Source organism: Mesorhizobium sp. B3-1-7 (assembly GCF_006439385.1).
Lineage (GTDB): Bacteria > Pseudomonadota > Alphaproteobacteria > Rhizobiales > Rhizobiaceae > Mesorhizobium.
In genome coordinates this window covers 104,523-131,498 of sequence record NZ_VFTL01000007.1, presented here as the reverse complement: position 1 = coordinate 131,498, position 26,976 = coordinate 104,523, and the positions used below count along the sequence as shown (strand labels likewise).

Here is a 26,976-nt window from a genome sequence, read left to right as displayed (position 1 = left end):
CGCAAGAGGCCCGCCTCGCTTGCGAAGCCGTCCAGCCGGATGTCAACCGGTTTCCCGACGCCTTGCTGGCTCGAGCGCGCTGTGGTGGCTTGAACTTCGGACTGCCTGGCGCATTGTCTGTGGAGTTTCGCCTGGGCGGGCATCAATGCTCGGGCGCGCCGGGAGATCGAATGGCAGGACATAGCGGGTCAAGACGAGTGATCTATGCCGCGCTCGCCGGCAATTTGGCGATCGCGCTGACCAAATTCGCGGCTGCGTTCTTCACCGGTTCGTCCTCCATGCTGTCGGAAGGCGTGCATTCGCTGGTCGACACCGGCAATGGCGGTCTCCTGCTCTATGGCATGCACCGCGCCGCGCGGCCGCCCGACCGCACCCACCCGCTCGGCCACGGACGCGAGCTCTATTTCTGGAGCTTCATCGTGGCGCTTCTGGTGTTCGCGCTCGGCGCCGGCGTTTCCTTCTATGAGGGCGTTATCCACATCATGGCGCCCGAACCGGTCGTCAATGCCAAGGTCAACTACATCGTGCTTGCCCTCTCCTTCGTCTTCGAGGGCAGCTCATGGCTGGTGGCGCTGAAGGAGTTCCGGCAGCAGAAGGGTAAGCAAGGCTGGCTGCAGGCTGTGCAATCGAGCAAGGATCCGAGCGTCTACACGGTGCTGTTCGAGGACAGCGCCGCGCTGCTTGGCCTTATCGTCGCCTTCGCCGGCATCCTGTCGGCCGAACTTCTGGAAATCCCCGAGCTCGACGGCGTCGGCTCGATCGGCATCGCCATCATCCTGGGCGCCACGGCCATCTTCCTGGCGCGCGAGAGCAAGGGCCTGCTGCTGGGTGAACCTGCCTCGTCCGAAGTGCAGAAGAAGGTGCTGGCGATCGTCCAGGAGGATCCGGCGGTCCAGCGGGCGAACGGAATCCTGAGCGTCCATATCGGTCCGGAGGAAATCGTCGCGGGTTTGAGCATCGAATTCGAGGATCATCTCACCGCGCCCGAGATCGAGGCCTGCGTCGAGCGCCTGGAGGCAAGGCTGAAGCAGGAAATGCCGCAGATATCCAGGCTCTTCGTCAAGCCGCAAACGACTGGCACATGGGAGCAGCGGCGCGAGGCCATCGCCGAGGCTTCGGACGAGAGTTAGGTTCAACGCAACGAACTTCGTGAGGAGGAAAGCTGATGAAGATCGACGGCGGATGCCACTGCGGCGCGATCGCCTATGAGGCGGAGGTCGATCCGCAAAAGACCTCGATCTGCCACTGCACCGACTGCCAGCAGCTGACCGGCACGGCCTTTCGGGTCACCGTTCCGGCGCCGGAAAGCGACTACCGGATCACCAGGGGCGCGCCGAAGATCTACATCAAGGTCGTGGCAAGCGGCGCCAGGCGCGCCCAGGCTTTTTGTGCCGACTGCGGCTCGCATCTTTATGCAACGTCGGTCGGCGATGGTCCGAAGGTTTATGGGATCAGGGTCGGGACCGCGCGGCAGCGTCAGGACTTGGTTCCCAGACAGCAGAAATGGCACCGGTCGGCCCTGCGCTGGCTTCCGGAATTCGAGGGCATGGCGACGACGGAAGAGCAATAGCGCTATCGGATCGGCCAGCTGGCGCGAGCCTTGGCGATTGGCCGAATCTTCCGCGACTACTCGTCGCCCTCGACGACGCGCAGCCTGAGCTGACCCGTCTTTGAATCGGCCACGCGCGCCCCGGCCTCGACCTTGGCCGGCCCGTTGCGCGGCGGCTCGGCCTCGCCCTCGGCAAACTCCAGCGCCTCGATCTTCTGGCCGCGCTTGGTCACTTTCGACGTCGACACCAGGATGTCGTCGATGTCCTTGGTCGCCTGGCCGAAATGCGTCTGCAGCCGGCGCACCCGCTCGTCGACCCGCGCCACATCCTCCATCAGCCGGATGACCTCGCCCTGGATCAGATGCGCCTGCTCGCGCATGCGGGCGTCCTTCAGGATCGACTGGATGACCTGGATCGACAGCATCAGCAGCGAGGGCGAGACGATGACGACGCGGGCGCGGTGCGCCTTCTGCACCACCGCCTCGAAATTCTCGTGGATTTCGGCGAACACCGATTCCGACGGCACGAACATGAAGGCGGTGTCCTGCGTCTCGCCCTGGATCAGATATTTTTCAGCGATATCGCGGATATGTATCTCGATGTCGCGCCGAAAAGCCTGCGCCGCCGCCTTCTGCATGTCGGCGCCCTCGGCGGCCCGGATGGCGTTCCAGGCTTCGAGCGGGAACTTGGCATCGACGGCCAGCATCGGCGCGCCGTTCGGCATCCGCACCAGGCAGTCGGGCCGGCTGCCGTTGCTCAGACTGGCCTGGAATTCGTAGGCGCCGTGCGGCAGGCCGTCGGCGACGATCGCCTCCATCCGCGACTGGCCGAAGGCGCCGCGCGTCTGCTTGTTGGAGAGGATTGCCTGCAACTGCACGACCTGGCCGGCCAAGGACTGGATGTTGCCCTGCGCGGTGTCGATCACCGCCAGCCGCTCCTGCAGCTTGGCCAGGCTCTCATGCGTCGACTTGGTCTGCTCGGCCATGGTCTGGCCGAGACGCCCGGTCATGGCGTCGAGCCGTTGTCCGAGCGACTGGGTGAGCTCGGCCTGCCTCGCCCCAAAAACTTCGGCGATCGCGCCCATGCGCCCCTGCATCTCGGCCTGCGCCTGCATAATGTCGGCCATCCTCGCCTCGGCATCGCGGGCATGGTCGGCGGCTTCGGCGGCCGCCACCGCGCGCGCGCCGGCCGCGCGCCACAAGGCGACCACGAGCGCCACGAACAGCGCAAGCAGAAGGACTGCGCCGAAAGCCAGCGCCTGGCCAAACGTGATGGTCGTGGCGCCAAGCCGCGCGATGGGCTCGGAAAGCGTGGAGGTCATGTCGTTCATTTGGCCAGCATAACCGATTCGGCCGCCTGGCACAGATCAAAACGTGAACAAGCCAAAGATGCCCCGGTTGACGCTTTTCAAGCGAGGTCTTAGGTGAGACGCCATGTCGATCAAGCCTCTCATCATCCTTCCCGATCCTGTCCTGCGCCAGGTTTCCGAGCCGGTCGAGCGCGTCGACGCCGATTTGCGCAAGTTGGCCGACGACATGCTCGACACCATGTATGACGCGCCGGGCATCGGCCTTGCGGCGATCCAGGTCGGCGAGCCGCGGCGGCTGCTGGTCATCGACCTCGCCAAGGAAGGCGAGCCGCCGGAGCCGCATGTCTTCATCAATCCGGAAGTGCTCGAAAGTTCCGACCAGCGTTCCGTCTATGAGGAAGGCTGCCTGTCGATCCCAGACTATTATGCCGAGGTCGAGCGCCCGGCTTCGGTGCGGGTGAAGTATCTCGACCGCGACGGCAAGCTGCAGGAAATGCAGGCGGAAGGCCTGATGGCCACCTGCCTGCAGCACGAGATCGACCATCTCAACGGCGTATTGTTCATCGACCACATCTCGAAGCTGAAGCGCGACATGGTGGTGAGGAAGTTCAAGAAGCTCGCCAAGGACAAGGTGCCGGGCAAGATGGTGGGCTAGGGGCGGTCTGGACCGCGCGAGCACCTGGAGCTGCCATGAAACAGGATCGCAAGACGTCATGCCGCTTCGCGTCATCTTCATGGGCACGCCGGATTTTTCCGTGCCGACCTTGCGCGCCATCGCCGAGGCCGGCCACGAGATCGCGGCCGTCTACACCCAGCCGCCGCGCGCCGCCGGCCGGCGCGGGCTGGAGCTGACGCCCTCGCCGGTGCAGCGCGAGGCCGAGCGGCTGGGGCTCGAAATGCGCACGCCGACATCGCTGAAAGGCGAGGCCGAGCAGCAGGCCTTCGCCGCCTTGCGGGCCGATCTCGCGGTCGTCGTCGCCTACGGATTGCTGTTGCCGAAAGCCGTTTTGGACGCGCCGAGGCTGGGCTGTCTGAACGGCCACGCCTCGCTTTTGCCACGCTGGCGTGGTGCTGCTCCCATCCAGCGCGCGATCATGGCCGGCGATGCGGAGACCGGCATGATGATCATGCGCATGGAAGAAGGTTTGGACACCGGGCCGGTGGCAATGGTTGAAAAAGTCGCCATCGCACCCGATATGACGGCCGGCGAATTGCACGACCTCCTGATGGTTCAGGGCGCTTCGCTGATGGTTGAGGCACTCGCCCAGTTGGGGATAAATTGTCTGACATTTGCCCAACAGGCGACGGCAGGGGTGACCTACGCCCGAAAGATCGATAAATCGGAGACACGCGTAGACTGGACGCGGCCTTCTGGCGAAGTCCACAATCACATTCGCGGCCTCTCGCCCTTTCCGGGCGCGTGGTGCGAGGTCGAAATTGGCGGCCGCATGGAGCGGCTGAAACTGCTTCGCTCGACGCTCTCGGATGGCGTCGGCGAGTCGGGAGGAATTCTCGATGACCGGCTGACGGTCGCCTGCGGGTCGGGCGCGGTCAGGCTGGTCGAAGTTCAACGGGCGGGCGGAAGGCCTGCCGCCGCGCAGGAGTTTTTGCGCGGAGCCAAGATCGAAAAAGGAACGAAACTCACATGAGCATGATGTCGATACGCGCGGCGACGCCGCGGGATCGCGAGGCGATCCGCCTCGTCGAAGAGCATGCCTTTGGCCAGCAGGCGGAAGCCGGCCTGGTCGACGCGATTGTCACTGGCGGCGATGCCGTCGTCGAACTGGTTGCCGAGGAAGACGGCCAGGTCGTCGGCCATATTCTTTTCTCGCGGCTTTTCGTGCAGAACGGCGCCAAGCAGTTCGCCGCTGTCGCGCTGGCGCCGCTGGCGGTCGAGCCCTCCTTCCACGGCACCGGCATCGGCGGCGCGCTGATCCGCGAGGCGCATGTCCGGCTCAAGGAAGCCGGCGAGACGCTGGCCGTGGTTCTGGGCGATCCGGTCTATTACGGCCGCTTCGGCTACACCCACGCCCGCGCCGGAAAGTTCGAAAGCGAATATCAGGGCGAGGCGCTGCAGGCGCTCGCCTGGGGCGACTCGCCCGAGACCGGCAAGCTGGTCTACGCTTCAGCCTTCACCGCTTTAGCCGCCTAGGTTAAGGCGAAAGCACAGCTGGCATGCCGCGTTTTCGGCTCGATATCGAATATGACGGCAGCCAGTTCGCCGGCTGGCAGCATCAGGCCGACCAGCCCTCGGTGCAGCAGGCGATCGAGCAGGCGATCGAAAAGTTCTGCGGCGAGGCCGTGAGAATACGTGCCGCCGGCCGCACCGATGCCGGCGTGCACGCCACTGCCCAGGTGGCGCATGTCGACCTGGCCAAAGCGTGGTCGGGCGACAAGGTGCGCGATGCGGTGAACGCCCATCTGCAGGCGGCTGGCGCGCGCGTCGCCATCCTGAAAGCGGCCGTCGTCGCCGACGGTTTCGACGCGCGCTTTTCCGCCACCGGCCGCCACTATCTCTATCGCATTCTCAATCGCCGGGCGCCGGCGGCGCTGGAAAAGGGCAAGATCTGGTGGGTGCCGAAGCGCCTCGACGCCGAGGCCATGCATGAGGCTGCCAAGGTGCTCCTCGGCCGGCACGATTTCACCACCTTCCGCTCCACCCAGTGCCAGGCCGAAAGCCCGGTCCGCACGCTTGACCGCCTCGACGTCAGCCGCGATGGCGACTTCATCGAGGTGCGCAGCTCGGCCCGCTCTTTTCTGCACAACCAGGTTCGCTCGATGGTCGGCTCGCTGAAGCGCGTCGGCGACGGCTCCTGGGGCGCCGCCGATCTCAAGGCGGCGCTCGAAGCGCGCGACCGCGCGGCCTGCGGCCAGGTAGCGCCGCCGGATGGGCTGTTTCTTGTCGGGGTGGATTATCCGCAGGACGCCTGAGGGCGGCGCTTCACGGTTTCTTCTGGGAATGGGTCTCGTGGCGCTTGCGCGGCCGTTCGGCCATTTCCGCAGGCGAAATGACTTTGCCGGGATTTGTCTTCAACGCATCATAGGTCGGAGCGACTTCCTCGCGGAGCCAACGCTCCACCGCGGCGTCGCGCTCCTGAAGGGCGCGAAGCCCCGCGCGGATGACTTCGCTGCTGGTCGCATAGGTGCCCGAGCGGACGAGCTGGTCGATGAAGGCGGCTTGCTCGGCCGGCAGGCTGAAGGTGCGTTTTTCGGCAGCGGACAGGGGGTTAGCGCTCCGCGAGGACGGCAGTATGAAATTATCATACTTTCCGGCTCAAAAATGAAGACGTCGTCCGTCTGGCAAAGATCAGCCCGTCGTGCCGTCCGGTATGTCGATGCCGAGCAGTGCCTGCAAGCCGAACAGGACGAGCAGCGAGGCAATGAACATGCCGACGAACACGGTGGTGCCTACGGCGGCGCCCCTGCCGATCGATGCATTGGTCATGCGCCATGTCAGCACCATCGAGAGCGCGAACAGGAACAGCGACACGAGGCTGTTCACGTCGCTGGTCGAAGGCAGGAAGAGCCTGAGCAGCGCCGAGGGCAGCATCAGCCAGGCGATGATCGCCGACGTCCAGTTGGAAGCGACGACATAGTGGACGAAGCGGCCGCCGATGCCGGCGCGCGGCGCGACCAGCGCGAGCGCCACCAGCGGCAGCACCCAGGAGCCGATATCGACGGTCGCCAGCCGTATCAGCATGCCGAGGCGTCCGGCGAAGGCGTCCGGATCGCCGATCTCATTGGCGATGCCGACCCAGCCGACGATCAGCGCCGGCGCCGCTACGACAATGGCGAAGAAGGAATTCCAGAAACCGTCGGCCGAAAGGTCGAGCAGGCGCAAGCCGTCGGCCTTGCCGAACATCAGCCGCCAGGCGCCGGCCAGCGAAGCATAGGTTTCGTCCGCCGAAAGCATGGTCACAAAAGGCCTTGTCCGAACCAGTCTTCGATGAAGCGTTCGTAGATTTGCGTCAGCGTCTCGAGGTCGGCAAGCGCGACGCGCTCGTCCACCATATGCATGGTCTTGCCGACCAGGCCGAACTCGACCACCGGGCAATAATCCTTGATGAAGCGCGCGTCCGACGTACCGCCGGAGGTGGAGAGCGCCGGCGTCTTGCCGACCACCGCCTTGACCGATCTGCCCAGCGTATCGATCAGCTTTTCGTCACGCGTGAGGAAGACATGGCTCGGCCGATCGCGCCAGACAAGCTCGTACTCGACCGGCGCTTTCTTGCCCGGCCGGTATTTCTTGCGCCCGGCGGCCTGGTCGAGCCGGTTGTGGATATCGGCCTGGACGGTCTCCGCATCCCAGGTGTCGTTGAAGCGGATGTTGAAAATGGCCGTCGCCTTGGCCGGGATGACGTTGGTCGCCGGATTGCCGACATCGATCGACGTCACTTCGAGGTTGGTCGGCTGGAAATCCTTGGTTCCCTTGTCGAACACCGGATGGAGCAGCGCGTCGACCAGGCTGATGAGCCCGCGCACCGGGTTGTCGGCAAGCTGCGGATAGGCGGCATGGCCCTGGCGTCCATTGACGGTCACGCTGCCCGACAGCGAACCGCGCCGGCCGATCTTGATCATGTCGCCGAGCGCATCCGGATTGGTCGGTTCGCCGACGATCGAGGCATCCCATTTCTCGCCCTTGGCCGCCGCCCAGTCGAGCAGCTTCGTCGTGCCGTTGATGGCCGGTCCTTCCTCGTCGCCGGTGATCAGCAGCGACACCGAGCCCTTTGGCCCGCCATTCTTCGCGACATGGCGCGCCACCGCGGCAATGAAGCAGGCAATGCCGCCCTTCATGTCGACGGCGCCGCGGCCATACATCTCGCCATTGGCGATTTCGGCGGCGAAGGGTGGATGCGTCCAGGCCGCCTCGTCGCCCACCGGAACGACATCGGTATGGCCGGCAAACATCAGATGCGGGCCGTTGCCCGAGCGCCGCGCATAGAGGTTTTCGATGTCCGGCGTGCCGTCTTCCGAGAAGACCGGTCGCTCGACCGAGAAGCCGAGCGGCTTCAGCATATGCTCCAGCGCGGCAAGCGCCCCGCCTTCGGCGGGCGTCACGGAAGGGCAACGGATCAGGGCGGCAAGATTCGCGGCGGGATCGGTCGGCAATGTCATGGGCAAAGCGATAGTCGAAAGCGTTTGTCGTGTCACGATGGCAGATCATCGCCGGTCATGCCGCCGACAATATGGTTTTCGTGGCGTATAAATGCATGTCGCCCGGAAGTGTGGGCAGCGGTTCCGGGAAAACGACATGCATAATAGCAAGTTGCGGGCCAAGCCAGGACGAATGCATGGCCAGTGAAACAAGCACCATCGCGATAGCCGGCGCCGGCAGCATTGGCTGCTATGTCGGCGGCTGCCTGGTGCTCGCCGGACGCAAGGTCGTCTTCCTCGGCCGCGGCCGCGTCGTCGAGGCCATGCGCGAAAGCGGGCTGCGCGCCAGCGATCTTGACGGCCGCGACCGCCGCGTCGAAGCGCGAGCGATTTCGGCCACGGACGATCCGGCGGAAGCACTCCCCGATGCGGACGTCATCCTGGTGACGGTGAAGAGCGGCGCAACCGCGGAGATGGCCGGGCTGATCGCCGCCCACGGGCGCCCGGATGCCGTAGTGGTCAGCCTGCAGAACGGCGTCGACAATGCGGACAGGTTGCGCGCCGCGCTTCCTGGACGGCGGGTGCTGACCGGCATGGTGATGTTCAACGTCGTCCTGTCGCCCGATGGCGAGGCGCCGTTGCGTGCGCACCGCGCCAGCCAGGGCGAGGTGATGATCAACGACGGCGACGACGGCCTTGTCGATCTGCTCGACGTCGACGGGCTTGCCGTCGAAGCGCGCACCGACATGAAGGCGGTGCAGTGGGGCAAATTGCTGATGAACCTCAACAATGCCCTCGTCGCGCTTTCCGACCTGCCGCTGGCGAAGCAGCTCGCCGACCGAAGCTGGCGCGTCATCCTGGCTGGCCAGATCGATGAAGCGCTCGCCGCGATGAGGGCGGCGGGCATAGCGCCGGCGCGCATCACCGGCCTGCCGCCGGCGCTGCTGCCGAAAGTGCTGCGGTTGCCCGACTGGCTGTTCGGGCTTCTGGCGCGCCGCATGCTGGCGATCGACCCTCAGGCGCGCTCGTCGATGTGGGACGACCTCAAACGCGGCCGCCCGACCGAGATCGACGAATTGCAGGGCGCGGTCATTCGCCTGGCCAGGCGAACGGGCGCCCCGACACCGGTCAACGAACGCGTCACCGCGCTGGTGCGTCAGGCGGAAGCGGCAAAGCGCGGTCCGCCTGGTCTTAGGCCGGAAATGGTCAGCGGCGGTCCTCGATCAGCGTGATCTTCTGCCAGATCTTGCGCGACAGGTTGGAGGACAGGTTCTCGATGTCGTTGACCGCATTGACGACGACATCGTCGTTGACCGACTGCGCGAACAGCGCCGCGATCTTGCCGGTGATCGACAGCATCTCCGAGCAATAGTCGAGATAGCGCGCCAGGTCGGCGGGGTTGGTGATGCGAGCGGGCGAGTGCGAGGTCGGCTTGAAGTCGGCCGACAGCGTCGCCGGATCCTTGGTCAACTGGTGCATGTCGATGACATGGATCAGCGAGCGCAGCCCGTGCAGCTGCCGGAACACTTTCTTGCGCTTGATCCGCTCCTCGGCGCGGATCAGCGCCAGCAGGCCGAGCACCGCCAGGATCACGGTGTTGATCGTCGCCTCGATGCCCTGCATCGACTGCACGGCATCGTCGGCGCCCGAAATGCGGTCGAGCGGCAGGATGGTGCCGACGAACAGGAACATCGCCACGCCGGCGATGAAGGCCGCGACGATGACGCCGCGCAGCCACCAGATCGGCGCTTCCAGCTGCTTGGCGGCCTTGGCGAGGTCCCGCGACAGCGACACCAGTTCGGCGGCGACGGCGCGCAGGCCCCTTTCCGGGAAACGCTCGGCGACACGCTCCTCCAGCCTTTGGGCGGTCTCGATGATCCGCGTCGGATCGAGCGTGCGGTAGCGCATGGCGACCTCAGCTATCGCCCGGCGCGTTGGCGCGCCTGCCGTAGCGGTTCGGTCCGGGATCGCTGCGGAAACAGGCGAGGATGATGAGCAGGATGGGACCGATGATCAGCGAGATCAGCGCAAAATAGGTCGGCTTGCCGAAATCATGGAAGCGCTTCGCCGTCACCGCGAACGTGGCCCAGGCCGAGATCAGCAGCACGCCCCAGCATATCATGGCCCAGTTCTGGCTGGCGCTCGTGTTCAGCTCCACCCGCGCGAACTGGTAGAACGGGAAAAACTGGACAAGCACCAGCAAAATCCCGGCCAGCGCATAGGCGACCGGGCTCAGCCGCCCCGAAAGGCTGAAGAACAGCCAGAGGAATTGCGATCTTTCAGACACTAGCGTCCGCTCCGTGGTGGAGGATCAGTCGCGCAGCAATTCGTTGATCGAGGTCTTGGAACGGGTCTTGGCGTCGACGCGCTTGACGATGACGGCGCAGTAGAGACTGGGACCCGGCTCGCCATTGGGCAGCGGCTTGCCCGGCAGCGATCCGGCGACCACCACCGAATTCGGCGGCACTTCGCCGTAAAAGACCTCGCCGGTGGCGCGGTCGACGATCTTGGTCGACTGGCCGATGAACACGCCCATGCCGAGCACCGAGCCTTCGCGCACGATGCAGCCCTCGACCACTTCGGAGCGCGCGCCGATGAAGCAATTGTCCTCGATGATGGTCGGGCCGGCCTGCATCGGCTCCAGCACGCCGCCGATGCCGACGCCGCCGGAAAGATGCACGTTCTTGCCGATCTGGGCGCAGGAGCCGACCGAGGCCCAGGTGTCGACCATGGTGCCCGAATCGACATAGGCGCCGACATTGACGAAGGACGGCATTAGCACCGCGCCCGGCGCGACATAGGCCGAGCGGCGCACGATCGAGGACGGCACGGCGCGGAAGCCGGCCTTCTCGAAGTCGACTTCGCTCCAGCCGTCGAACTTGGATGGCACCTTGTCCCACCACACCGCCTGGCCGGGACCGCCCTTGATGATCTCCATCGGGTTCAGCCGGAAGGAGAGCAGCACCGCCTTCTTCAGCCACTGGTTGACGTGCCACTGGCCGTCGTCCCGCCGCTCGGCGACGCGAGCGACGCCGCGATCGAGCAGGTCGAGCGCCGCCTGGATGGCGTCGCGCGTCTCGCCGCGCGTCGCGGTCGAAATCGTGTCGCGCTCCTCGAAGGCCTTTTCGATGGTCTTTTCGAGGCTCGCCAGATCGGGCTTCGACATGATTTCGCTCCATTACCAAGCTGTTAAGGGGCTGCGCCTTAACCTGTTTAAAAGTCGCGCGGACCCTATGTTAAGGCTCAATGGGGGTCAATCGCGCCTGCGTCACGGGACGGCGCAAGTAAGGGAATTGGACGGGTGGATTCGATGACTCCCATGGAAAAGGCGGGATGGACGCCGCTGCCGCATTCGGACGAGGATCTGGAACGCTCGAAAGGCGTGCCGGATACCCCGCAGACACGCGCCGAGACCTACCGGCTGGCCTGGAACGATCCCGAGTTCATGACGCGTCGCGAATTGCGCGCCGTGCGGCTGCAGCTCGAGCTCCTGAAGCCGGAAATGATCCTGGCCGAACGCGGCATTCGCTCGACCGTCATCCTGTTCGGCGGCGCCCGCCTGCCCGAACCGGGTGGCGAGGCCTGGGCGGCGAAGAACGAGACGCAGAAGAAGAACCTCGAGGCGAACAGCAAATACTACGAGGAAGCGCGCAAATTCGCCCGCCTGTGCTCGCAGCAGTCGGCCACCTCCTATTATCGTGAATATGTCGTGGTGACCGGTGGCGGGCCTGGCGTCATGGAGGCCGGCAACCGCGGCGCCGACGATGTCGGCGCGCCGTCGATCGGCTTGAACATCGTTTTGCCGCACGAGCAGGCGCCCAACGCCTATGTCACGCCGGAGCTCTGCTTCAACTTCCACTACTTCGCCATCCGCAAGATGCATTTCGTCATGCGCGCCAAGGCGGTCGCGGTGTTTCCGGGCGGCTTCGGCACGATGGACGAGTTCTTCGAGACGCTGACGCTCATCCAGACGGGACGCATGGAGCGCGTCCCGGTCATCCTGTTCGGCAAGGCATTCTGGCAAAGGGCGATCGATCTCGACTTCCTCGCCGAGCAGGGCACGATCTCGCCCGGCGATCAGGACATCATCGATTTCGTCGACACGGCCGACGAAGCCTGGGACATCATCCGCCGCTTCTACAAGCTCTGAAAGCGCGGCCCCGGAAGCGCAACCTGCCGGTTCGCCTACACCGGCAGTTCGATCAGCCAGCCATTCGAGTGCGCGAAGCGCACGATGGCGGCGCGGGAGTGAAGTTCGAGCTTGTCGGTTGCCCTGGTGCGATAGGTTTCGATCGTCTTTATGCTGAGGCTGAGCCGCGACGAGATTTCCTTGTTGCTGTAACCGAGCGCCACCAACTGGATGACCGACCGCTCCCGTTCGCTGAGATTGCCCGGATCGCCCTGCGCGGCGCCGCGTGGGCTCAATATGCGCGCCGCAAGCGCCGGGTCGACATAGTTGTCGCCGGCCAACACGCATCGGATGGCCTGCAGCAGGTCCGTCGCGGTCGACCGCTTGACCACGAAGCCGCGCCCGCCCGCCGCCAGCACCTGGCGCAGGCAGCCCGGGTCCTCATGCGCCGTCAGCGCTATGCAGCTGACCTCGGGAAAGCGTTCGCCAAGCCGCTCGATCAGCGTGACCCCGTTGATGCCCGGAAGCGATATGTCGACCACCGCGACGTCGGGCAGCGACTTGCCGATCCCCTCGAGGGCATCGTCGGCATTGCCGGCCAGTCCGACGATCGTCAGATCGTCCTGGCTGTTGATCATCGCCCCGACCCCCGACAGGATGATCGGGTGGTCATCGACCACAAATATCCGTCTGCAGCACACCTTTAACCTCCATCAGTCGATGAAAGAGCCTCTCGCCTGGAGCGGGCCCTCTTGTTCTTGATGGTCTAGGCAACTGCCCCGCCTGGCGCGGGACGCCCGTCTGTCCTGGCAGGCCTGAACGGCCGCAACGGGTAAGCCATCCCCCGCCTAACCCAATGATGCCGCACTGTAAGCCGCGGCTAATGTCCGGGATGTGCAGCGCTTCACGTAATCCCACCTGACGCCGAAGATGCCGTTTCAGACCCGATCGCATCGTTGCCGGCTCGAAGCCGCCGGTCAGCCGGCGAGGGGCACATCGGCGTAAATGGTGGTCCCCTTGCCCCAGGCGGTTTCAACCGACAATTCGCCGCCGACCAGCGCCAGCCGCTCCCGCATTCCGGCAAGTCCCAAATGGCCCGGACCGGGTTCGGCGCTGCCGTCAAAACCGCGGCCGTCATCCTCGATCGTCAGGCGCATCCGATCGTCCTGGATGTGCGCCGTGACGCTGACGCGGCTCGGCGCGGCATGCTTGCCGATATTGGTGAGCGCTTCCTGGGCAATGCGGTACAGCGTGAGCGCGATCTCGGCAGGCGGCGGGCTCGACAGGGCTTCAAGGTCCATCTCGCATGCAATGCCGAGTTGACCGCAAAGCATGGTTGTCAGGTCCTCGACCGAAGCCTTGAAGCCGAGGCGATCGAGGTCCGCGGGTCGCAGGCTCCAGGCGGCGTCATGCACCCTGGCGCTCAGCTGGTCGATAAGCATCGCGGCGCGCTTGAGGCGGGCGTCCATCTCCGGCGAGCCGGCGCGAACGATGTGCAATTCGAGCGCGACGCTGGCGAGCATCTGGCCCAGATCGTCATGCAGCTCGCGCGACAGGCGCAGGCGCTGCTCTTCCTGCACGGCAACCAGATGCCGCGCCAGGCCACGGCGCTTTCTCGAGCTATCGTCTTTGCCGGTGTCGATGCCACCCTCCATCGACTTCTTTTCCGTCAACGCCGCGAAGTGCCGGCCCCGCGAGAAGAGGCACAAGGGTTGATGCTCCGCGTAATATACACCCGGCATATGCCTTTATGCCTGTCAGTTTTTTCCCGATCACTTCAACTTTCCCTGACACGGGGATCAGCAGAAAAACCGACGGCACCTGCCGATCAGCCCGAATTCATGGGCGCTATTTCTGCGTGCATCCTTGGAGCGTCCTCTCGGTCATCTTGAACTGGCCGGGAAGCTCAACACAAACCAAGGAGAACGTCATGAAAAAGATCATCCTGGCCGCGGCTGTCCTGTCGGCCCTGACTGGTTCGGCATCCGCATTTTCGGTCGGTAGCGGCAACGGCAACGGCAACGGCAATGTCGGCGTCGGCAACGGCAACGGAAATGGAAACGCCAACATGGGTGCCTTCAGCGGCAACTATAACGGCAACCTCAATGCCGGCGCCGCCAACGGCAACGGCAACGGGAACGGGAACTTCGGCCTCGGCAACGGCAACGTGAACGGCAACGGCAACTTCGGCCTCGGCAACGGCAATGCCAACGGCAACGGCAACTGGGGCGCCGGTAGCGGCAACGGAAACGGCAACGCCAACCACTAGCGTCGCCAACTTCAGCGTCGCCAAGCTTTAACTTGGAAAGACGCAGACGTCTCTGGGATCGCCGAGCCACGCGCCCGTCCCCCGCGCAAGGCTATCGCGACATGTCGCCGGCGGTCCCAGTCCTTTTCGAAACAGGTGCAATTTCAAAAAGCTAAGCCATGGAAGGAGCTCGCAGATGAAACGCTACGTCATATCGGCGCTATGCCTGGGGTTGTTGAGTGCAACCGCGGCGAAGGCTGACACCGCGACGGGCAGCCAGGCCTTCGGCATGTCGGCTGTCCAAGGAGCGGTCGGCAAATACGGCCAAGCCATCGGTTCGAACGTCAGGAGCATGAACCCGCTCGGCAACTTCGGCGGCAATGTCGGCTACAAGAACAGCGGTACCGGTAATGTCGGCGCCTTCAACAGCGGCACCGGCAATGTCGGCGCCTTCAACGGCAACAGCAACACCTCGCCGACAAGCGGCAACAGCAACATTGGCGCCTTCAACGGCAACTCCAACACCGGCCAATACAACGGCAATAGCAACATCGGTGCCGGCAACGGCAACTTCAACGGCGGCAACTTCAACGGCAACGGCAATGTCGGCGGCTTCAACGGCAACTCCAACGGCCGGGGGAACCGCTGATGACCAGTTTGAGATCAGCCGCGTCCGTTCGGCCTCGCCAGCGCGGCGTGGCGGCGAGGCTGCTTGACGGAAACAGCCTCGCGCTCGGCGCGCTGCTTGCCGCGATCCTGGCTGCCGACGCCTCGACCCTGGTCAGGATTGCCGACCTTCCGATCGGCGTCGGCGTGACCAACGCTCTCGGCAACACCGGCAATTTCAACGGCAACGGCAATTCCGGCAACTTCAACGGCAATGGCAACAGCGGCAATTTCAACGGCAACGGCAATGCCGGAAGTTTCAGCGGCAACTTCAATGGCGGCAGCTTCAACGGCAACGCCAATTGCGGCAACGGCCACGGCAACGGCTACTCGTCCGACGGCAATGGCAACGGCAGGGGAGCCGGCAGCACTCCGGACTTGTGCCGGTTTTTGAAGGAGCTGAACGGCCGACTGGGACTGCCGCCCGGCACGATTCCGGATTTCGATTAGGTCCTCGATACAAGACTGCAGGCCCATCGATAGGCCAGATATTCACCGCTCATTCGATGAAATCAGGGCAAACGCTGGGGATTGGCCGAAGCCTCCCAGCCTCGTCATTCTAGGGCGGAGCAGCCGCGAAGCGGCGTCGCGCAGACCCTGGAATCCATTCCGTGACCTGGGCCGTGGAATGCAGCAGAGCAGAATTCTGCACCGCGGCAACGCTCGAAAGCCACGGAATGGATCCTCGGGTCTACGCGCGTCGCTTCGCTCCTTGCTCCGCCCGTGGATGACGATCGCGATGGGCGTTTCGGCCAACCTCCCAGGCTTGCCCTATGCGAACATCGTTCAGGCCACGACCTCGACGATCGCGGTCAGGAAGCTGGCGAGATCGTCGGTGACGAAATCGACGTCGTCCTCGTTTGCAGGGTCGCGTTCCCAGATCTCCGAAAAGGTCGGCTCGAAATTGCGCGGCACCACCAGCACGGTCGTCATGCCGAGCGTTTTCGGCACGGCCAGATTGCGCGCCAGATCCTCGAACATCACCGCATTATGTCCGGTCACCGAGTGCAATTCGGCAAAACGCTCATAGGTCTGGCGCTCCGGCTTGGGATTGAGCCCCGCCGCGACGATGTCGAAGATGGCGTCGAAATGTTCCAGTATGCCGAGCTGGCGCGCGGTGCGCTCGGCATGCCTGCGGTCGCCATTGGTGAAGATGAATTTGCGCCCCGGAAGCTGGCGGATCGCCGCGCCCAGCACCGGATCCGGCACCAGCCGCGAATAGTCGATGTCGTGCACCTTCTCGAGGAAATCGTCGGGATCGATGCCGTGCCGCTTCATCAGCCCGTTCAGCGTTGTGCCGTATTCCAGGTAGAGCTCCTTCTGCAGCTTGCGCGCCTCGTCGCGCGAAAGCGTCAGCAACTCGCCGACATAGGCGGTCATCTTGACGTCGATCTGCGCGAACAGGTTCGAGTGATGCGGATAGAGCGTGTTGTCGAGGTCGAACACCCAGTCCGTGACATGGGCAAAGCGGGCAGGATCGGGTGTCATCGTCATACGCTTCTTATGGCACGCCGGCGCGGAGGTTATCCACAACTTATGCGCGTCACGAAGTGTGAAAATGGCGTCTCACTTCAAATTTTAAAAGTCTCGGAAAGGTCGCCTTCAGCGCTTGCTGGCACAGAGGCTATCCGTTGGGAGCAAGTGATGAGTCGCATATTTTTGAGGGCCGCTGCCGTGGCGTTCGCTTCGGTCGCTGCCTCGCTGTTGTTGACGCTGATTGTGGTTCCGGCAATGGGCTTTCCGATGAGCCGCACCGTCTGGCTGGCGTCGACGGTTTGCCCGCTCGTGCTCGCCTGGGCCGCCAGCGCCAGCAGCTTCTGGCAGAGCGACCGGTTGCAGAACGCCCATCGCGAGCTTGCCCGCGCCCATGCACAGCTTGCGGCGGCGCACAGGCGCCTGTCCGAAAAGGCAAGCCGCGACGACATGACCGGCATGCTCAACCGCGAAACCTTCTTTGCCGCGCTCGACGGGTCGCGGCGCAAGAGCGATCGCGGCGCGCTGCTCATCATCGACGCCGACCACTTCAAGAGGATCAATGACAGCTACGGTCATCTGACGGGAGACGAAGCGCTGCTTCTGATTGCCGGCGCCATCGAACGCGGCATTCGCAGCGGCGACATGCTCGGCCGCATCGGCGGCGAGGAATTCGCGGCTTTCCTGGTCGGCGCCAGCGAACCGGAAGCCAAGCATATCGCCGAGCGTATCCGCCGCGAGGTCGAACTGATCCGCTTCCGCCCCGTCGATGAGCGGACCGTGCCGCTCACGGTCTCGATCGGCGGCATAAGCTGCGGCGAGAGCGCTACCGTTTCCGATCTGATGCGCGCCGCCGATCGCAGGCTTTACGAGGCGAAGAACCGCGGCCGCAATCTTTCGATCCTCGACCGCGAACTCCCCGAGGCGGCATGAAGCCGCGGGCGTTAGGAAAACCCTAACCATGTCCATATTCAACCGCGCTGAACGTCCGGGTGTAACCCCGTTTTCACCTAGGTTTGGCACGGAATTGGCCTCCTCGGCGGCATGTGTGCCGTTCAGGAACGGCATGCGTGGATCGACGCCCCTATCGAGAGACGTGTCATGAGCAGGTTCATAAGAAAAATGTCGCGCCGCGCGATCGTGCAGGCGCTGATCGCGCTGCCCGCGCTGTCGCTGTTCCGCAACCAGCCGGCCGTGGCCGACCCCGATGAAATCGTCGAGATCAATGGCTGGATCCTGCGGCGGAGCGATCTCGCATGATCTTCGACAGCTACGAAGCCTACAAGCAGGCCGGCTTCAAACCCAAGGCCTGTATCCTCGGCTCCGGTCCAGCCGGTACGACGATCGCCAGGAAGCTCGGCGCAGCCGGCATCCCGGTCGTCGTCCTGGAGGCGGGTTCGCGCGAATTCAGCGACGAGTCGCAGGATTTCTATCGCGGCAGGACGGTCGGCGATTTCTATTTCGACCTCGACATCACCAGGCTGCGCTTCATGGGCGGCTCATCCAACCACTGGGCCGGCTGGTGCCGCGTGCTCGACAGCCAAGATTTCGAGCCCAAGGCCTGGGCGCCGGACACCGGCTGGCCGATCAGTCGCGCCGACATCGAACCCTACCTCGGCGAAGTCCACGACATCCTCGAGCTTCCCGACTTCCGCCCCGATGTGCCGGTTTCGGACGACATCCGCTGGGTGCAGTTGATCAAGAGCCCGGCGGTGCGCTTCGGCGAGAAGTTCGCCGACGAACTCGACAAGAGCAAGAACATCGCCGTCGTGCTCAACACCTACGCGACCGAGCTTACCGGCGACGGCAAGCGCGTCACCGGCGCGAAGCTCTGGTCGAACGGGCAGGACGCCGGCACCTTCGGCGCGGACTATTTCGTCATCTGCACCGGCGGGCTGGAAAACTCACGGCTGCTGTTATGGTCGAATGAGCGCTCGAATGGCGGCGTGGTGCCGAACGCGACGGCGCTCGGCCGCTACTGGATGGAGCATCCGACCTTCGAGGGCGGCAATGCCATCCTCGCCAGTTACTCAGAGTTCGAGGTCGACGCCTCGAACGAAGCCTTCTTCTCGCCGACGCTTGCCGCGATGGAGCGGCTGCAGATCATGAATTTCGGCATCCGGCTGATCGAGTCGCCCTATCCTAATGTCAAGAAGCTGATCGCCGATCTCGCCTGCACCGCGCCCAACATGGCGGAGTGGATGTCGTCCCAACTGGACCAAAGGCTGCACTGCGCGGCCCAGCTTTACGTCGCCTGGGAACAGGCGCCGCTTGCCTCCAACCAGATCGAGCTGTCGAAGGTCGATGTCGACCACGCCGGCGTGCCGCGCATCGAATTGCATTGGAAGAAGTTGCCGCTCGAGCGCCGCACGCTGCTCGAAGGCCTGAAGCTTTTCGGCACGACCATGGCGCAGAAGAATCTCGGCCGCGTCCGCATCGACGACTGGATCAGCAATGGCGACGATTATCCGACCAATGAGGAAACGGCCGGCCACCACCACATGGGCGGCACCCGCATGGGCACCGATGTCTTGAAAAGCGTCGTCGACGCCAATTGCAAGGTGCACGGCATGGACAATCTCTATGTCGGCGGCTCCTCGGTGTTCTGCACCTCCGGCCAGTGCAACCCGACGACGACCATCACCGCGCTCGCCTGCCGCCTGGGCGAGCACCTCGGCAAGGTGATCGTCGTCTGATCTACCGAAAAGACCGGCTTGGCCGACGTAAAGCGGCCCAGCCGCCTCTCGGCGGCTGAACCGCCCTGAATGTCGGTTGGGCGAAAACCGACCTCAGACCGTGGCCGGGTCGAGCGCCGGCTGATCCTTGAACCGCGCCACGATGCCGGCGAGGTCGCCATGGGCGAAAGCATCGCGCAGCGCATCGAAGGACGGCAGCACGAAATAGGCGCGCTGGAACTTGTCGATCTCATAGCCGGTGCGCATCACCGTCGCGAGGTCGAACGGCACGTGGTGGGCATCCTTGCTCTCGACCGCGAATTGCAGCTCGGTGAAGGACGACATCAGCCCGGCGCCGAAGGCCTTCAGCGGCTGCCCGGCTTCCTGGATGAGGCCGTATTCGGCGCTGTACCAGTAGAGCCTTGTGATCATCTCGTCGCCGCCGAGCGCAATGACGTCCTCGGCCTTCTCGCCATACATCTGCATGAAATCGGCGAACACCGGCTGGGTCAGGATCGGCACATGGCCGAAGAAATCGTGGAACATGTCCGGCTCGACGATATAGTCGAGCTCTTTCTTCGTCCGCAGCCAGTTGGTCACAGGGAAGCGGCGATTGGCGAGGTGATCGAAGAAAGGGCCGGCTGGGATCAGGCCGGGCACGGCGACGATTTCCCAGCCCGTCAGCCTGGTGAGCTTTTCGCTGACCTCGTCGAAATCCGGAATCCTGTCGAGCAGGCCGAGCGCGGCGACACCATCCAGATAGGAGTGGTGCGCGAGCCTCTGGGTCAGCTTCGTCTGGCGGTCGCACAGCGTGCGCCACACCGCCTGTTCCTCGGCTGAATAGTCGTAGCCCTGCGCCACGGTGAAATCGCCGCGGCAGACCGAATAGTCGCCGCGAAGGCCCTGCGCCGCGCATTCGGCGGCGTAATCGGCAACGCTGATCGTCATCATATCCTCCTCGAGATCGTGATCCGTGGATCGTGGGAGGAAGTTTAGGAGCGATCGCTGAGGTAAATCCGCCTTGTTTGTAGCTCGCCAGCTGATTTCGAGGTAAAAGCACTCAGATCAACGTGAGATCGACAAATCATGCCTCAATTCGACGACTTCGAGATAAGGATGCTCGATATCCTGCAGCGCGACGGCCGCAAGCCCGTCTCGGAGCTGGCGCAGGAAATCGGCCTATCGACCACGCCCTGCGCGCGCCGCTTCGAGGCGCTGCAGGAAACCGGCATCATCAAGGGTTTTGCCGCCGTGCTCAGCCGCCGCGCCGTCGGGCTCACGGTCGAGGTGTTCATCCAGGTGCGGCTGGTCAGCCACAGCGACGGCTCGCCCGAAAGCTTCATCGCCGCCGTGCAGCGCATGGACGAAGTCTCGTCCTGCTGGACGATGACGGGCGACCACGATTTCCTGCTGCATGTCATGGTGCCCTCGGTGGACGAGCTGAACGCCTTCGTCATGCACCGGCTGATGCGCCTGCCCGGCGTGCGCGACGTCCACACGCAACTGGTGCTGCAGAACATCAAGGGCCCCGGCCACGTGCCGCTCAGCCACCTGCGGCGCTGACGCAATTCCAGGAAAAGTGCAACGCGGTTTTCCGTCCGGAATTGCGTCCACGCAAAAAGCAATTCCAGGAAAAGTGCGACGTGGTTTTCCGTCGGAAATTGCGTCCAAGCAAAAAGCAATTCCAGGAAAGTGTGAGGCGTTAGGCTCGGCAACTTCGCCGTAGCCCTCCATCCGGAGTTGCTTCAGAACAAAACTTCTCCCGAAAAGCTGCGTGGAAACTGCTGAACCGCGCCAAGGCGGCTTCGACATCGCCGACTAGCACAAGCGGACCAACGCAAGAGGTCCGCCATGAACATCGTGCTGATCAATCCGCCGCACACGGCCATCGGCAGCCGCGTGCCCGACGATCATTTGCCGCCGCTTGGGCTACTGGCGATCGGCGGTCCCCTGATCGATTCCGGCCATGACGTGCGGCTGGTCGATGCCGAGTTCGGGCCGATGCCGCTTGCCGTGCTGGTCGACGATGCCCTGCGCGGCGAACCGGATTTCGTCCTGATCGGCCATTCCGGCTCGACCTCGGCGCATCCGACCGCCTTGAAGATCGCCGAAATGATCAAGGGCCGCGCACCGGGCGTCATCGTCATCTATGGCGGCGTCTTCCCGACCTATCATTGGCGCGACATCCTGGCGGCGACGGACGTCTTCGATTTCATCGTGCGCGGCGAAGGCGAGGCGACCGCGACGGCGCTGGTCGAGGCGATCGAGATGCGCCAGCCGGTGGCGAGCGTCGCCGGCATTGCCTATCGCGACGACCTCGGCCTTCTCGTCGCGACCCAGGCGGCAATGACCATTGCCGATCTCGACGCCTGGCGCGTCGGCTGGGAGCTGATCGATCATCGCCGCTACTCCTATTGGGGCGGCAAGCGGGCCGTGGTCATGCAGTTCTCGCGCGGCTGCCCGCATCTGTGCAACTATTGCGGCCAGCGCGGCTTCTGGACCCGCTGGCGTCACCGCGATCCGGTCAAATTCGCCAGGGAGATCGCCTGGCTCCATCGTGAGCACGGCGTCGAGCTGATCAACCTGGCGGACGAGAACCCGACCTCCTCGAAGAAAGCCTGGCGCGCCTTTCTCGATGCCATGATCGCCGAGAATGTGCCGGTGCTGATCGTCGGCTCGACCCGCGCCGACGACATCGTGCGCGATGCCGATATCCTGCACCTCTATCGCAGGGTTGGCGTCATCCGTTGGCTGCTGGGCATGGAGAACACCGACGAAGAAACGCTGTCGCTGATCCGCAAGGGCGGCAGCACCAAGTCCGACCGCGAGGCGATCCGGCTGCTCAGGCGACACGGCATCCTGTCGATGGCGACCTGGGTCGCCGGCTTCGAGGACGAGACCTTGCGCGATCTCTGGCGCGGCTTCCGCCAGCTCATCGCTTACGATCCGGACCAGATCCAGGCGCTCTATGTCACGCCGCATCGCTGGACGCCGTTCTTCCGCATCGCCAGCGACCGCAAGGTGATCCAGAAGGACGTGCGCCTCTGGGACTACAAGCACCAGGTTCTGCACATGACCCGGCTGAAACCCTGGATGCTGTTCTTCGCCGTCAAGCTGATCGAGGTCGCGGTGCAGTCGCGGCCGAAGGCGCTGGCGCGCATCCTCTTCCACCCCGATCCCGAGCAGCGCCATTCGATGCGCTGGTACACGAAGATGGGGCGTCGCGTCTGGTTCCGTGAGGTCTGGGGTTTTCTCGCCCGCGATGGCCGCGTCACGGACGGCCCAACGCTTGCTGAGTTCTGGGGCGCGCCACAGGACGCCGAGGAAGAATCGATGATCGTCAGGCGGCCGGTCCGCAGGCCGGCCTTGCCTGCTATCGAAGTCCGAGCCGAGGCGGGTGAAAAAAGATTAGCCGGCTGATTATGCAAGTTCACCGTTTCATGAAAACGGTGAACTTGCCCTTGTTACGGAACGATCAGCGTGCCAGCGCCGTGCTCGGTGAAGAGCTCGAGCAGAACGGAGTGCGGCGTCTTGCCGTTGAGGATGACGACGCCCTCAACACCGCGCTCGATCGCTTCGATGCAGGTCTCGACCTTCGGGATCATGCCGCCCGACACCGTGCCGTCCTTGATCAGCGCCCTGGCTTCGGCGACCGTCAGTTCGTCGATCAGCTTCTTGTTCTTGTCGAGCACGCCGGGCACGTCGGTGAGGAAGAGCAGGCGCGAGGCGCGGCATGCGCCCGCGATTGCGCCGGCGAACGTGTCGGCATTGATGTTGTAGGTGTGGCCGTCGCGGCCCGGCGCGACCGGCGCCAGCACCGGGATCATTTCGGAGCGCGCCAGAAGATCGAGCAGCGTGCGGTCGACTTCGACCGGTTCGCCGACGAAGCCGAGATCGAGCACACGCTCGATGTTGGAATCCGGATCGATCATGGTCTTGCGCGCCTTTTCGGCGAACACCATGTTGCCGTCCTTGCCGCAAAGCCCGATCGCCCACTCGCCCTCGGCGTTGATCAGCGCCACGATCTCCTTGTTGATCGAGCCTGCCAGCACCATCTCGACGATCTCGACCGTCTTCTGGTCGGTGACGCGCAGGCCGCCCTCGAACTTGGATTCGATGCCCATCTTGTTGAGCATCGCGCCGATCTGCGGCCCACCGCCATGCACGACGATCGGGTTGACGCCGGACTGTTTCAACAGCGCGATATCGCGGGCGAACGCCTTGCCGAGCTCGGTATCGCCCATGGCATGCCCGCCATATTTCACCACCACCGTCTTGTTCTCGTAGCGTTGCATATAGGGCAGCGCGCGCGAAAGCAGCGCGGCCTGCATTTCGGCGGTGGCGGCGATGTCCGTCATCGATTGGTTCCCGGCTTCTAGGAAAGGACGGCGGCGTCTTAGCGGGTATTGCGGCGTGCCGCAAACGGCTTTGCGGTCACAATGACGAAATCTGCTAGTTCCCCAGCACAGTGATTTTGACGGGCAGGCCGTATCTGTGTTGGTAGGTGGCATGCCTTGGAGATTGGCCGAAACGGCCCAACCTCGTCATCCACGGGCGGAGCAAGGAGCGAAGCGACGCGCTCAGACCCGAGGATCCATTCCGTGACGCATGAGCGCCGCAACCGTGCAGAATTCTGCTCTGCAGCAGTCTACGATCAAGGTCACGGCATGGATTCCAGGGTCTCCGCGACGCCGCTTCGCGGCTGCTCCGCCCTGGAATGACGAGGTCGGAAGGCTTCGGCCAATTCCCAGCGTTTGCGCTGATCTCACCGAAATGACGATGACAATCTTACCGTGATAAGTGGCAGTTTTCAAAATCCCTGCGCAGAACCACCAGGCACCTTGAGCGGCGCCCGCCGCTTCAGCCAACCCGAAAGCTTTTCCATCTGCGCGGCGAAGGACAAAAGCGTCTCCTCGTCGCCGGGCCGGCCCGCCGCCTGGATGCCGAGCGGCAGGCCGTCCGCGGTGACATGCACCGGCAGCGCGATCGACGGCTGCCCGCTGACGTTCTGAATCGCCGGCCAGTGGGTGAACCAAAGGCTCTTGTCCATCAGCTGGCCGAACAGCGCCTTGACCTTGAGCAGGCGGGTGAGATGCAATTTGTCGAGCAGGTTCTCGACGAACTCGTCGGCGCCCTTGGGGTCCATCGAACCGCAGGCCAAAGGCGGATGCGCGATGATCGGCATCAGCACGGCGTCGAAGCGCGCGGTCTCTTCGATCAGCCGCCGCGCCGTGGCGTTGAGCCGCTGCACGCCCTCATAGATTTCGCCGGCGGACAGCATTTCGCCGAGACGTGCGAGAACGCGGGTCGCACGCTCGACCTCGCCGGTCACCGGGCGGCCGACGCGCTGCGCCTCGCCCCGGATCGTGCCGGCAACGGCAGAAGCGACCGTCTTGCAGAAATCGGAAATGAAATCGCGGCCGATGAAAGGCAGGTCGATCTCTTCCACGGTGTGGCCGCCTTCGCGCGCCAGCGCCACCGCGGTGTCGAGCGCCTGGAGCGTTTCGGCCGAGATCGGCAGGCCGAGCGGCGACTTGCGGTAGACGGCGAGGGTGAGCTTGCCCGGGTCGCGCGCCGCGGCGACCGCGAAGAAACCCTGCGGGGCGCGCGCCGCGTAAGGCGAGAGCGGATCGGCGCCGTGGGTGAGGTCGAGCAGAAGCGCCGTATCGCGCACCGAGCGGCTGACGGCATGGTCGACCACCATGCCGTACCAGCTTTCGCTGACGAGCGGCGTCAGCGGCACGCGCCCTCGCGAGGTCTTCAACCCCACCAGCCCGCTGCAGGCGGAGGGCACACGGATCGAGCCGCCGCCGTCGGAGGCGTGCGCCGCCGGCACAACGCCCGCAGCGACGAGCGCCGCCGATCCGCCCGATGAGCCGCCGGTCGTGTGGCCGGTGTTCCAGGGATTGCGGGTGATGCCGAAGCGGGCCGACTCCGTCATCAGCCTGAGCCCATGCTCGGGCGAGGTGCTGGTGGCGATCGGGATCAGGCCGGCTGCAAGATAACGCTCGACCATCACCGAGCTGAAATCGGCCGTGAAGGGCGGAATGCGGCTGCCGCCGTGGATCGGCACGCCCTTGAGGCCGATGCCGAGGTCCTTGAGCGCGAACGGCACGCCGGCCAGCGGCAGCGTGCGGTCGATGGTCTTCGCCCGTGCCCGCGCTGCTTCATAAAGCGGCGTAGCGATAGCGTTGATGTCGGGCCGTGTCGCCTCGGCGCGGGCGATCGCCGCGTCGACCAGTTCGGTCGGCGAGATTTCATTCCTGTGCACGAGGTCGGCGAGACCGGTCGCATCCCGCTCCCAAAGCACGTGTTCAATCGACATCGCCGCCCCTCTTTTGGCGAAGACTATCTCATGAGCCTGCAAATCGGTATCGGGATTCGACAAGCCAATGGCACGACAAACCTTGGGGTGACCAAGCTCTCGGCGCCCGTTGCAAATAAATCGCAACCTTCTAACTTGCCTGCATGGCGCCGCAGGACATCAGCAAGCTGATCGTCCGGACTTCGATGAAGGACCGGGCAGCGTTCGATCTGCTCTACAAGCAGACCAGCGCGAAACTTTTCGGTGTCTGCCTTCGTGTATTGCGGGACAGGGGAGATGCGGAAGAAGCGCTGCAGGAGGTCTTCGTCAAAATCTGGACGAAGGCGGATCGTTTCGCGGTTTCCGATCTGAGCCCGATTTCCTGGCTGGTGGCTGTTGCGCGCAACCATGCGATTGATCGCATCCGGGCGCGGCGCAGCCCTTCTGCCAACATCGATACGGCCTTCGAAGTCGCCGATCCGACGCCGGGACCTGAGGCCATGGCAGTGGCGGGCGGCGAGGCCGAACGCATCTACCATTGCCTTGACGAGCTGGAACAAGACCGGGCGGCGGCCGTCCGGGGCGCCTATTTGAGCGGCGAAAGCTATGCCGAGCTGGCGGAGCGCTTCAAGGTTCCGCTGAACACGATGCGGACTTGGCTGCGGCGAAGCCTGCTCAAACTTAGAGAATGCCTGGAAAGATGACGCTGGCGGAAGACAACGGACCGGAACGTGGAGGCGACGAGCTGCTCGCCGCCGAATACGTTCTCGGCGTTTTGGCGGCCGACGAACGCCAGATCGCGTCCCGCCGCATCGATGCCGAGACGGCGTTCGCCCGCCTGGTCGATGCCTGGGAAGGCCACTTCGCGCCGATGGCTGCCGCCTATGCCGCGGTCGAGCCGCCGGCTTCGGTCAAGGCGGCGATCGACCGCCGCCTGTTCTCATCGTCCGCGTCCACGCCCACGGCGCCCAGCGCCGGCCTGTGGGCGAGCCTGGCCTTCTGGCGCGGCCTCGCCGCGGCGGCCATCGCCGCCTTGGCCGTCTATGCCGCCCTGCCTTACGTCAACCCGCCGGCGCCGCAGCCTCAGACCAGGCTGGTCGCCTCGCTCGCCGCCGACAACAGCAACGTCAAATACCTTGCCGTCTATGACGCCGCCCGCCACGAGGTCGGCCTGTCGCTGGTCTCCGGCGATCGCGGCGCCGGCAAGGATTTCGAATTGTGGATGATCGAAGGCAAGAACGCGCCGGTCTCGATGGGCGTCATCCCCGCCGGCCCGACCGCGCGCATGGCGGTCACGCCGGCCGTCCAGCAGAAGCTGGCGCGAGGCGCCGTGCTCGCCGTCAGTCTCGAGCCTTCGGGCGGTTCGCCGACCGGTCAGCCGACCGGTCCGGTCGTCGCCGCGGGTGACCTGAAGGGCATCTGACAGCTCAGGCAGAATTCTACAGCTGCAAGAATGGCACAAATCCATGTTCGGTCGTGGCTATAGCGAACAAGTTCAACGCGCCGCCAGATTGCATCCATGAAAATC

The 26,976-nt window shown here is 64.3% G+C and carries 31 protein-coding genes; 18 read left to right on the top strand and 13 right to left on the bottom strand.

Annotation, left to right across the window (positions count from 1 at the left end):
• The first annotated feature begins 170 nt into the window (after nucleotides 1–170).
• Nucleotides 171–1,130 (top strand): cation diffusion facilitator family transporter, encoded by a 960-nt coding sequence (locus FJ417_RS08200; RefSeq protein ID WP_140641963.1) that lies wholly within the window; start codon nucleotides 171–173, stop codon nucleotides 1,128–1,130.
• A 35-nt stretch (nucleotides 1,131–1,165) separates the two neighbouring features.
• Nucleotides 1,166–1,570 (top strand): GFA family protein, encoded by a 405-nt coding sequence (locus tag FJ417_RS08195; protein WP_140641961.1) that lies wholly within the window; start codon nucleotides 1,166–1,168, stop codon nucleotides 1,568–1,570.
• A 56-nt stretch (nucleotides 1,571–1,626) separates the two neighbouring features.
• Here the strand turns inward: FJ417_RS08195 and FJ417_RS08190 are convergent, their stop codons facing one another.
• On the bottom strand, nucleotides 1,627–2,880 hold the full coding sequence (locus FJ417_RS08190) for a DNA recombination protein RmuC (protein WP_140783098.1): 1,254 nt from the start codon (nucleotides 2,878–2,880) through the stop codon (nucleotides 1,627–1,629).
• Nucleotides 2,881–2,983: 103 nt separating this feature from the next.
• Here FJ417_RS08190 and def point away from each other — a divergent pair, with 103 nt between their 5' ends.
• The 4 genes from def to truA are packed head-to-tail and all read left to right on the top strand — an operon-like array spanning nucleotide 2,984 to nucleotide 5,790.
• Nucleotides 2,984–3,514, top strand: a complete 531-nt coding sequence (gene def / locus FJ417_RS08185; protein ID WP_140783097.1) for a peptide deformylase — start codon at nucleotides 2,984–2,986, stop codon at nucleotides 3,512–3,514.
• A gap of 58 nt (nucleotides 3,515–3,572) precedes the next feature.
• Entirely contained in the window at nucleotides 3,573–4,508 is a 936-nt protein-coding gene (fmt, locus tag FJ417_RS08180; RefSeq protein WP_140783096.1) for a methionyl-tRNA formyltransferase, read from the top strand.
• Nucleotides 4,505–5,011: an N-acetyltransferase gene (locus FJ417_RS08175; protein WP_140641953.1), complete on the top strand. Its 507-nt coding sequence runs from the start codon at nucleotides 4,505–4,507 to the stop codon at nucleotides 5,009–5,011. Before fmt ends, FJ417_RS08175 begins: the two co-directional genes overlap by 4 nt.
• A gap of 23 nt (nucleotides 5,012–5,034) precedes the next feature.
• Nucleotides 5,035–5,790: a tRNA pseudouridine(38-40) synthase TruA gene (gene truA, locus FJ417_RS08170; RefSeq protein ID WP_140783095.1), complete on the top strand. Its 756-nt coding sequence runs from the start codon at nucleotides 5,035–5,037 to the stop codon at nucleotides 5,788–5,790.
• A gap of 10 nt (nucleotides 5,791–5,800) precedes the next feature.
• On the opposite strand, the gene FJ417_RS08165 is transcribed toward truA, so the two are convergent.
• The 3 genes from FJ417_RS08165 to dapE form a co-directional block, all read right to left on the bottom strand.
• Nucleotides 5,801–6,082 (bottom strand): type II toxin-antitoxin system ParD family antitoxin, encoded by a 282-nt coding sequence (locus FJ417_RS08165; RefSeq protein ID WP_140783150.1) that lies wholly within the window; start codon nucleotides 6,080–6,082, stop codon nucleotides 5,801–5,803.
• 84 nt (nucleotides 6,083–6,166) lie between these two features.
• Nucleotides 6,167–6,772: a transporter gene (locus FJ417_RS08160; protein WP_140642079.1), complete on the bottom strand. Its 606-nt coding sequence runs from the start codon at nucleotides 6,770–6,772 to the stop codon at nucleotides 6,167–6,169.
• Nucleotides 6,773–6,774: 2 nt separating this feature from the next.
• Nucleotides 6,775–7,974: a succinyl-diaminopimelate desuccinylase gene (dapE, locus tag FJ417_RS08155; RefSeq protein ID WP_140783094.1), complete on the bottom strand. Its 1,200-nt coding sequence runs from the start codon at nucleotides 7,972–7,974 to the stop codon at nucleotides 6,775–6,777.
• Nucleotides 7,975–8,150: 176 nt separating this feature from the next.
• Between dapE and FJ417_RS08150 the strand changes: the two genes are divergently transcribed.
• The gene (locus FJ417_RS08150; RefSeq protein WP_140783093.1) at nucleotides 8,151–9,185 is read left to right on the top strand and encodes a 2-dehydropantoate 2-reductase; all 1,035 of its coding nucleotides are present in this window, start codon (nucleotides 8,151–8,153) and stop codon (nucleotides 9,183–9,185) included.
• Here FJ417_RS08150 and FJ417_RS08145 read toward each other — a convergent pair.
• The 3 genes from FJ417_RS08145 to dapD are packed head-to-tail and all read right to left on the bottom strand — an operon-like array spanning nucleotide 9,160 to nucleotide 11,119.
• Nucleotides 9,160–9,861, bottom strand: a complete 702-nt coding sequence (locus FJ417_RS08145; protein ID WP_140641944.1) for a hypothetical protein — start codon at nucleotides 9,859–9,861, stop codon at nucleotides 9,160–9,162. The genes FJ417_RS08150 and FJ417_RS08145 overlap by 26 nt on opposite strands.
• Nucleotides 9,862–9,868: 7 nt before the next feature.
• Nucleotides 9,869–10,240, bottom strand: coding sequence for a DUF805 domain-containing protein (locus FJ417_RS08140; RefSeq protein ID WP_140783092.1), 372 nt, complete (start codon nucleotides 10,238–10,240; stop codon nucleotides 9,869–9,871).
• A gap of 24 nt (nucleotides 10,241–10,264) precedes the next feature.
• On the bottom strand, nucleotides 10,265–11,119 hold the full coding sequence (dapD, locus tag FJ417_RS08135) for a 2,3,4,5-tetrahydropyridine-2,6-dicarboxylate N-succinyltransferase (RefSeq protein ID WP_140783091.1): 855 nt from the start codon (nucleotides 11,117–11,119) through the stop codon (nucleotides 10,265–10,267).
• 144 nt (nucleotides 11,120–11,263) lie between these two features.
• Here dapD and FJ417_RS08130 point away from each other — a divergent pair, with 144 nt between their 5' ends.
• On the top strand, nucleotides 11,264–12,103 hold the full coding sequence (locus FJ417_RS08130) for an LOG family protein (RefSeq protein ID WP_140641938.1): 840 nt from the start codon (nucleotides 11,264–11,266) through the stop codon (nucleotides 12,101–12,103).
• Between the two features lie 35 nt (nucleotides 12,104–12,138).
• Here the strand turns inward: FJ417_RS08130 and FJ417_RS08125 are convergent, their stop codons facing one another.
• A complete protein-coding gene (locus FJ417_RS08125) occupies nucleotides 12,139–12,762 on the bottom strand; it encodes a response regulator transcription factor (RefSeq protein ID WP_246677222.1) in 624 nt (207 codons plus the stop codon).
• Nucleotides 12,763–13,059: 297 nt separating this feature from the next.
• Entirely contained in the window at nucleotides 13,060–13,737 is a 678-nt protein-coding gene (locus FJ417_RS08120) for a sensor histidine kinase (RefSeq protein ID WP_181183178.1), read from the bottom strand.
• Between the two features lie 95 nt (nucleotides 13,738–13,832).
• Between FJ417_RS08120 and FJ417_RS33055 the strand changes: the two genes are divergently transcribed.
• The 3 genes from FJ417_RS33055 to FJ417_RS33050 all read left to right on the top strand — a co-directional run bounded on the left by FJ417_RS33055 (nucleotide 13,833) and on the right by FJ417_RS33050 (nucleotide 15,446).
• Entirely contained in the window at nucleotides 13,833–14,351 is a 519-nt protein-coding gene (locus FJ417_RS33055; protein WP_181183177.1) for a hypothetical protein, read from the top strand.
• Between the two features lie 175 nt (nucleotides 14,352–14,526).
• Entirely contained in the window at nucleotides 14,527–14,979 is a 453-nt protein-coding gene (locus FJ417_RS08110) for a hypothetical protein (protein WP_140641933.1), read from the top strand.
• A complete protein-coding gene (locus tag FJ417_RS33050) occupies nucleotides 14,979–15,446 on the top strand; it encodes a hypothetical protein (protein ID WP_181183176.1) in 468 nt (155 codons plus the stop codon). The genes FJ417_RS08110 and FJ417_RS33050 overlap by 1 nt, the downstream gene beginning before the upstream one ends.
• A 336-nt stretch (nucleotides 15,447–15,782) precedes the next feature.
• Here the strand turns inward: FJ417_RS33050 and FJ417_RS08100 are convergent, their stop codons facing one another.
• On the bottom strand, nucleotides 15,783–16,490 hold the full coding sequence (locus FJ417_RS08100) for a pyrimidine 5'-nucleotidase (protein ID WP_140641931.1): 708 nt from the start codon (nucleotides 16,488–16,490) through the stop codon (nucleotides 15,783–15,785).
• 150 nt (nucleotides 16,491–16,640) lie between these two features.
• Between FJ417_RS08100 and FJ417_RS08095 the strand changes: the two genes are divergently transcribed.
• The 3 genes from FJ417_RS08095 to FJ417_RS08090 all read left to right on the top strand — a co-directional run bounded on the left by FJ417_RS08095 (nucleotide 16,641) and on the right by FJ417_RS08090 (nucleotide 19,165).
• The gene (locus FJ417_RS08095; protein ID WP_140641929.1) at nucleotides 16,641–17,402 is read left to right on the top strand and encodes a GGDEF domain-containing protein; all 762 of its coding nucleotides are present in this window, start codon (nucleotides 16,641–16,643) and stop codon (nucleotides 17,400–17,402) included.
• Between the two features lie 168 nt (nucleotides 17,403–17,570).
• Entirely contained in the window at nucleotides 17,571–17,729 is a 159-nt protein-coding gene (locus tag FJ417_RS33045) for a hypothetical protein (protein WP_181166880.1), read from the top strand.
• Nucleotides 17,726–19,165 carry a GMC family oxidoreductase gene (locus FJ417_RS08090; RefSeq protein WP_140783089.1) on the top strand — a complete coding sequence of 480 codons (1,440 nt, stop codon included), beginning with the start codon at nucleotides 17,726–17,728 and terminating at the stop codon, nucleotides 19,163–19,165. The genes FJ417_RS33045 and FJ417_RS08090 overlap by 4 nt, the downstream gene beginning before the upstream one ends.
• A gap of 93 nt (nucleotides 19,166–19,258) precedes the next feature.
• Here the strand turns inward: FJ417_RS08090 and phhA are convergent, their stop codons facing one another.
• Complete coding sequence (gene phhA / locus FJ417_RS08085) at nucleotides 19,259–20,095, bottom strand: phenylalanine 4-monooxygenase (protein WP_140783088.1); 837 nt, start codon at nucleotides 20,093–20,095, stop codon at nucleotides 19,259–19,261.
• Between the two features lie 135 nt (nucleotides 20,096–20,230).
• Here phhA and FJ417_RS08080 point away from each other — a divergent pair, with 135 nt between their 5' ends.
• A complete protein-coding gene (locus FJ417_RS08080) occupies nucleotides 20,231–20,707 on the top strand; it encodes an Lrp/AsnC family transcriptional regulator (protein ID WP_140708604.1) in 477 nt (158 codons plus the stop codon).
• Between the two features lie 288 nt (nucleotides 20,708–20,995).
• Nucleotides 20,996–22,564 carry a magnesium-protoporphyrin IX monomethyl ester anaerobic oxidative cyclase gene (bchE, locus tag FJ417_RS08075; RefSeq protein WP_140783087.1) on the top strand — a complete coding sequence of 523 codons (1,569 nt, stop codon included), beginning with the start codon at nucleotides 20,996–20,998 and terminating at the stop codon, nucleotides 22,562–22,564.
• Between the two features lie 44 nt (nucleotides 22,565–22,608).
• Here the strand turns inward: bchE and argB are convergent, their stop codons facing one another.
• Together argB and FJ417_RS08065 are read right to left on the bottom strand one after the other, a co-directional pair.
• Nucleotides 22,609–23,502 carry an acetylglutamate kinase gene (argB, locus tag FJ417_RS08070; RefSeq protein ID WP_127298647.1) on the bottom strand — a complete coding sequence of 298 codons (894 nt, stop codon included), beginning with the start codon at nucleotides 23,500–23,502 and terminating at the stop codon, nucleotides 22,609–22,611.
• Between the two features lie 452 nt (nucleotides 23,503–23,954).
• Nucleotides 23,955–25,469, bottom strand: a complete 1,515-nt coding sequence (locus FJ417_RS08065; protein ID WP_140783086.1) for an amidase — start codon at nucleotides 25,467–25,469, stop codon at nucleotides 23,955–23,957.
• A 143-nt stretch (nucleotides 25,470–25,612) separates the two neighbouring features.
• Between FJ417_RS08065 and FJ417_RS08060 the strand changes: the two genes are divergently transcribed.
• Together FJ417_RS08060 and FJ417_RS08055 are read left to right on the top strand one after the other, a co-directional pair.
• Nucleotides 25,613–26,152 carry a sigma-70 family RNA polymerase sigma factor gene (locus tag FJ417_RS08060; RefSeq protein WP_140783085.1) on the top strand — a complete coding sequence of 180 codons (540 nt, stop codon included), beginning with the start codon at nucleotides 25,613–25,615 and terminating at the stop codon, nucleotides 26,150–26,152.
• Nucleotides 26,149–26,871, top strand: coding sequence for an anti-sigma factor (locus tag FJ417_RS08055; protein WP_140783084.1), 723 nt, complete (start codon nucleotides 26,149–26,151; stop codon nucleotides 26,869–26,871). The genes FJ417_RS08060 and FJ417_RS08055 overlap by 4 nt, the downstream gene beginning before the upstream one ends.
• Nucleotides 26,872–26,976: the final 105 nt, after the last annotated feature.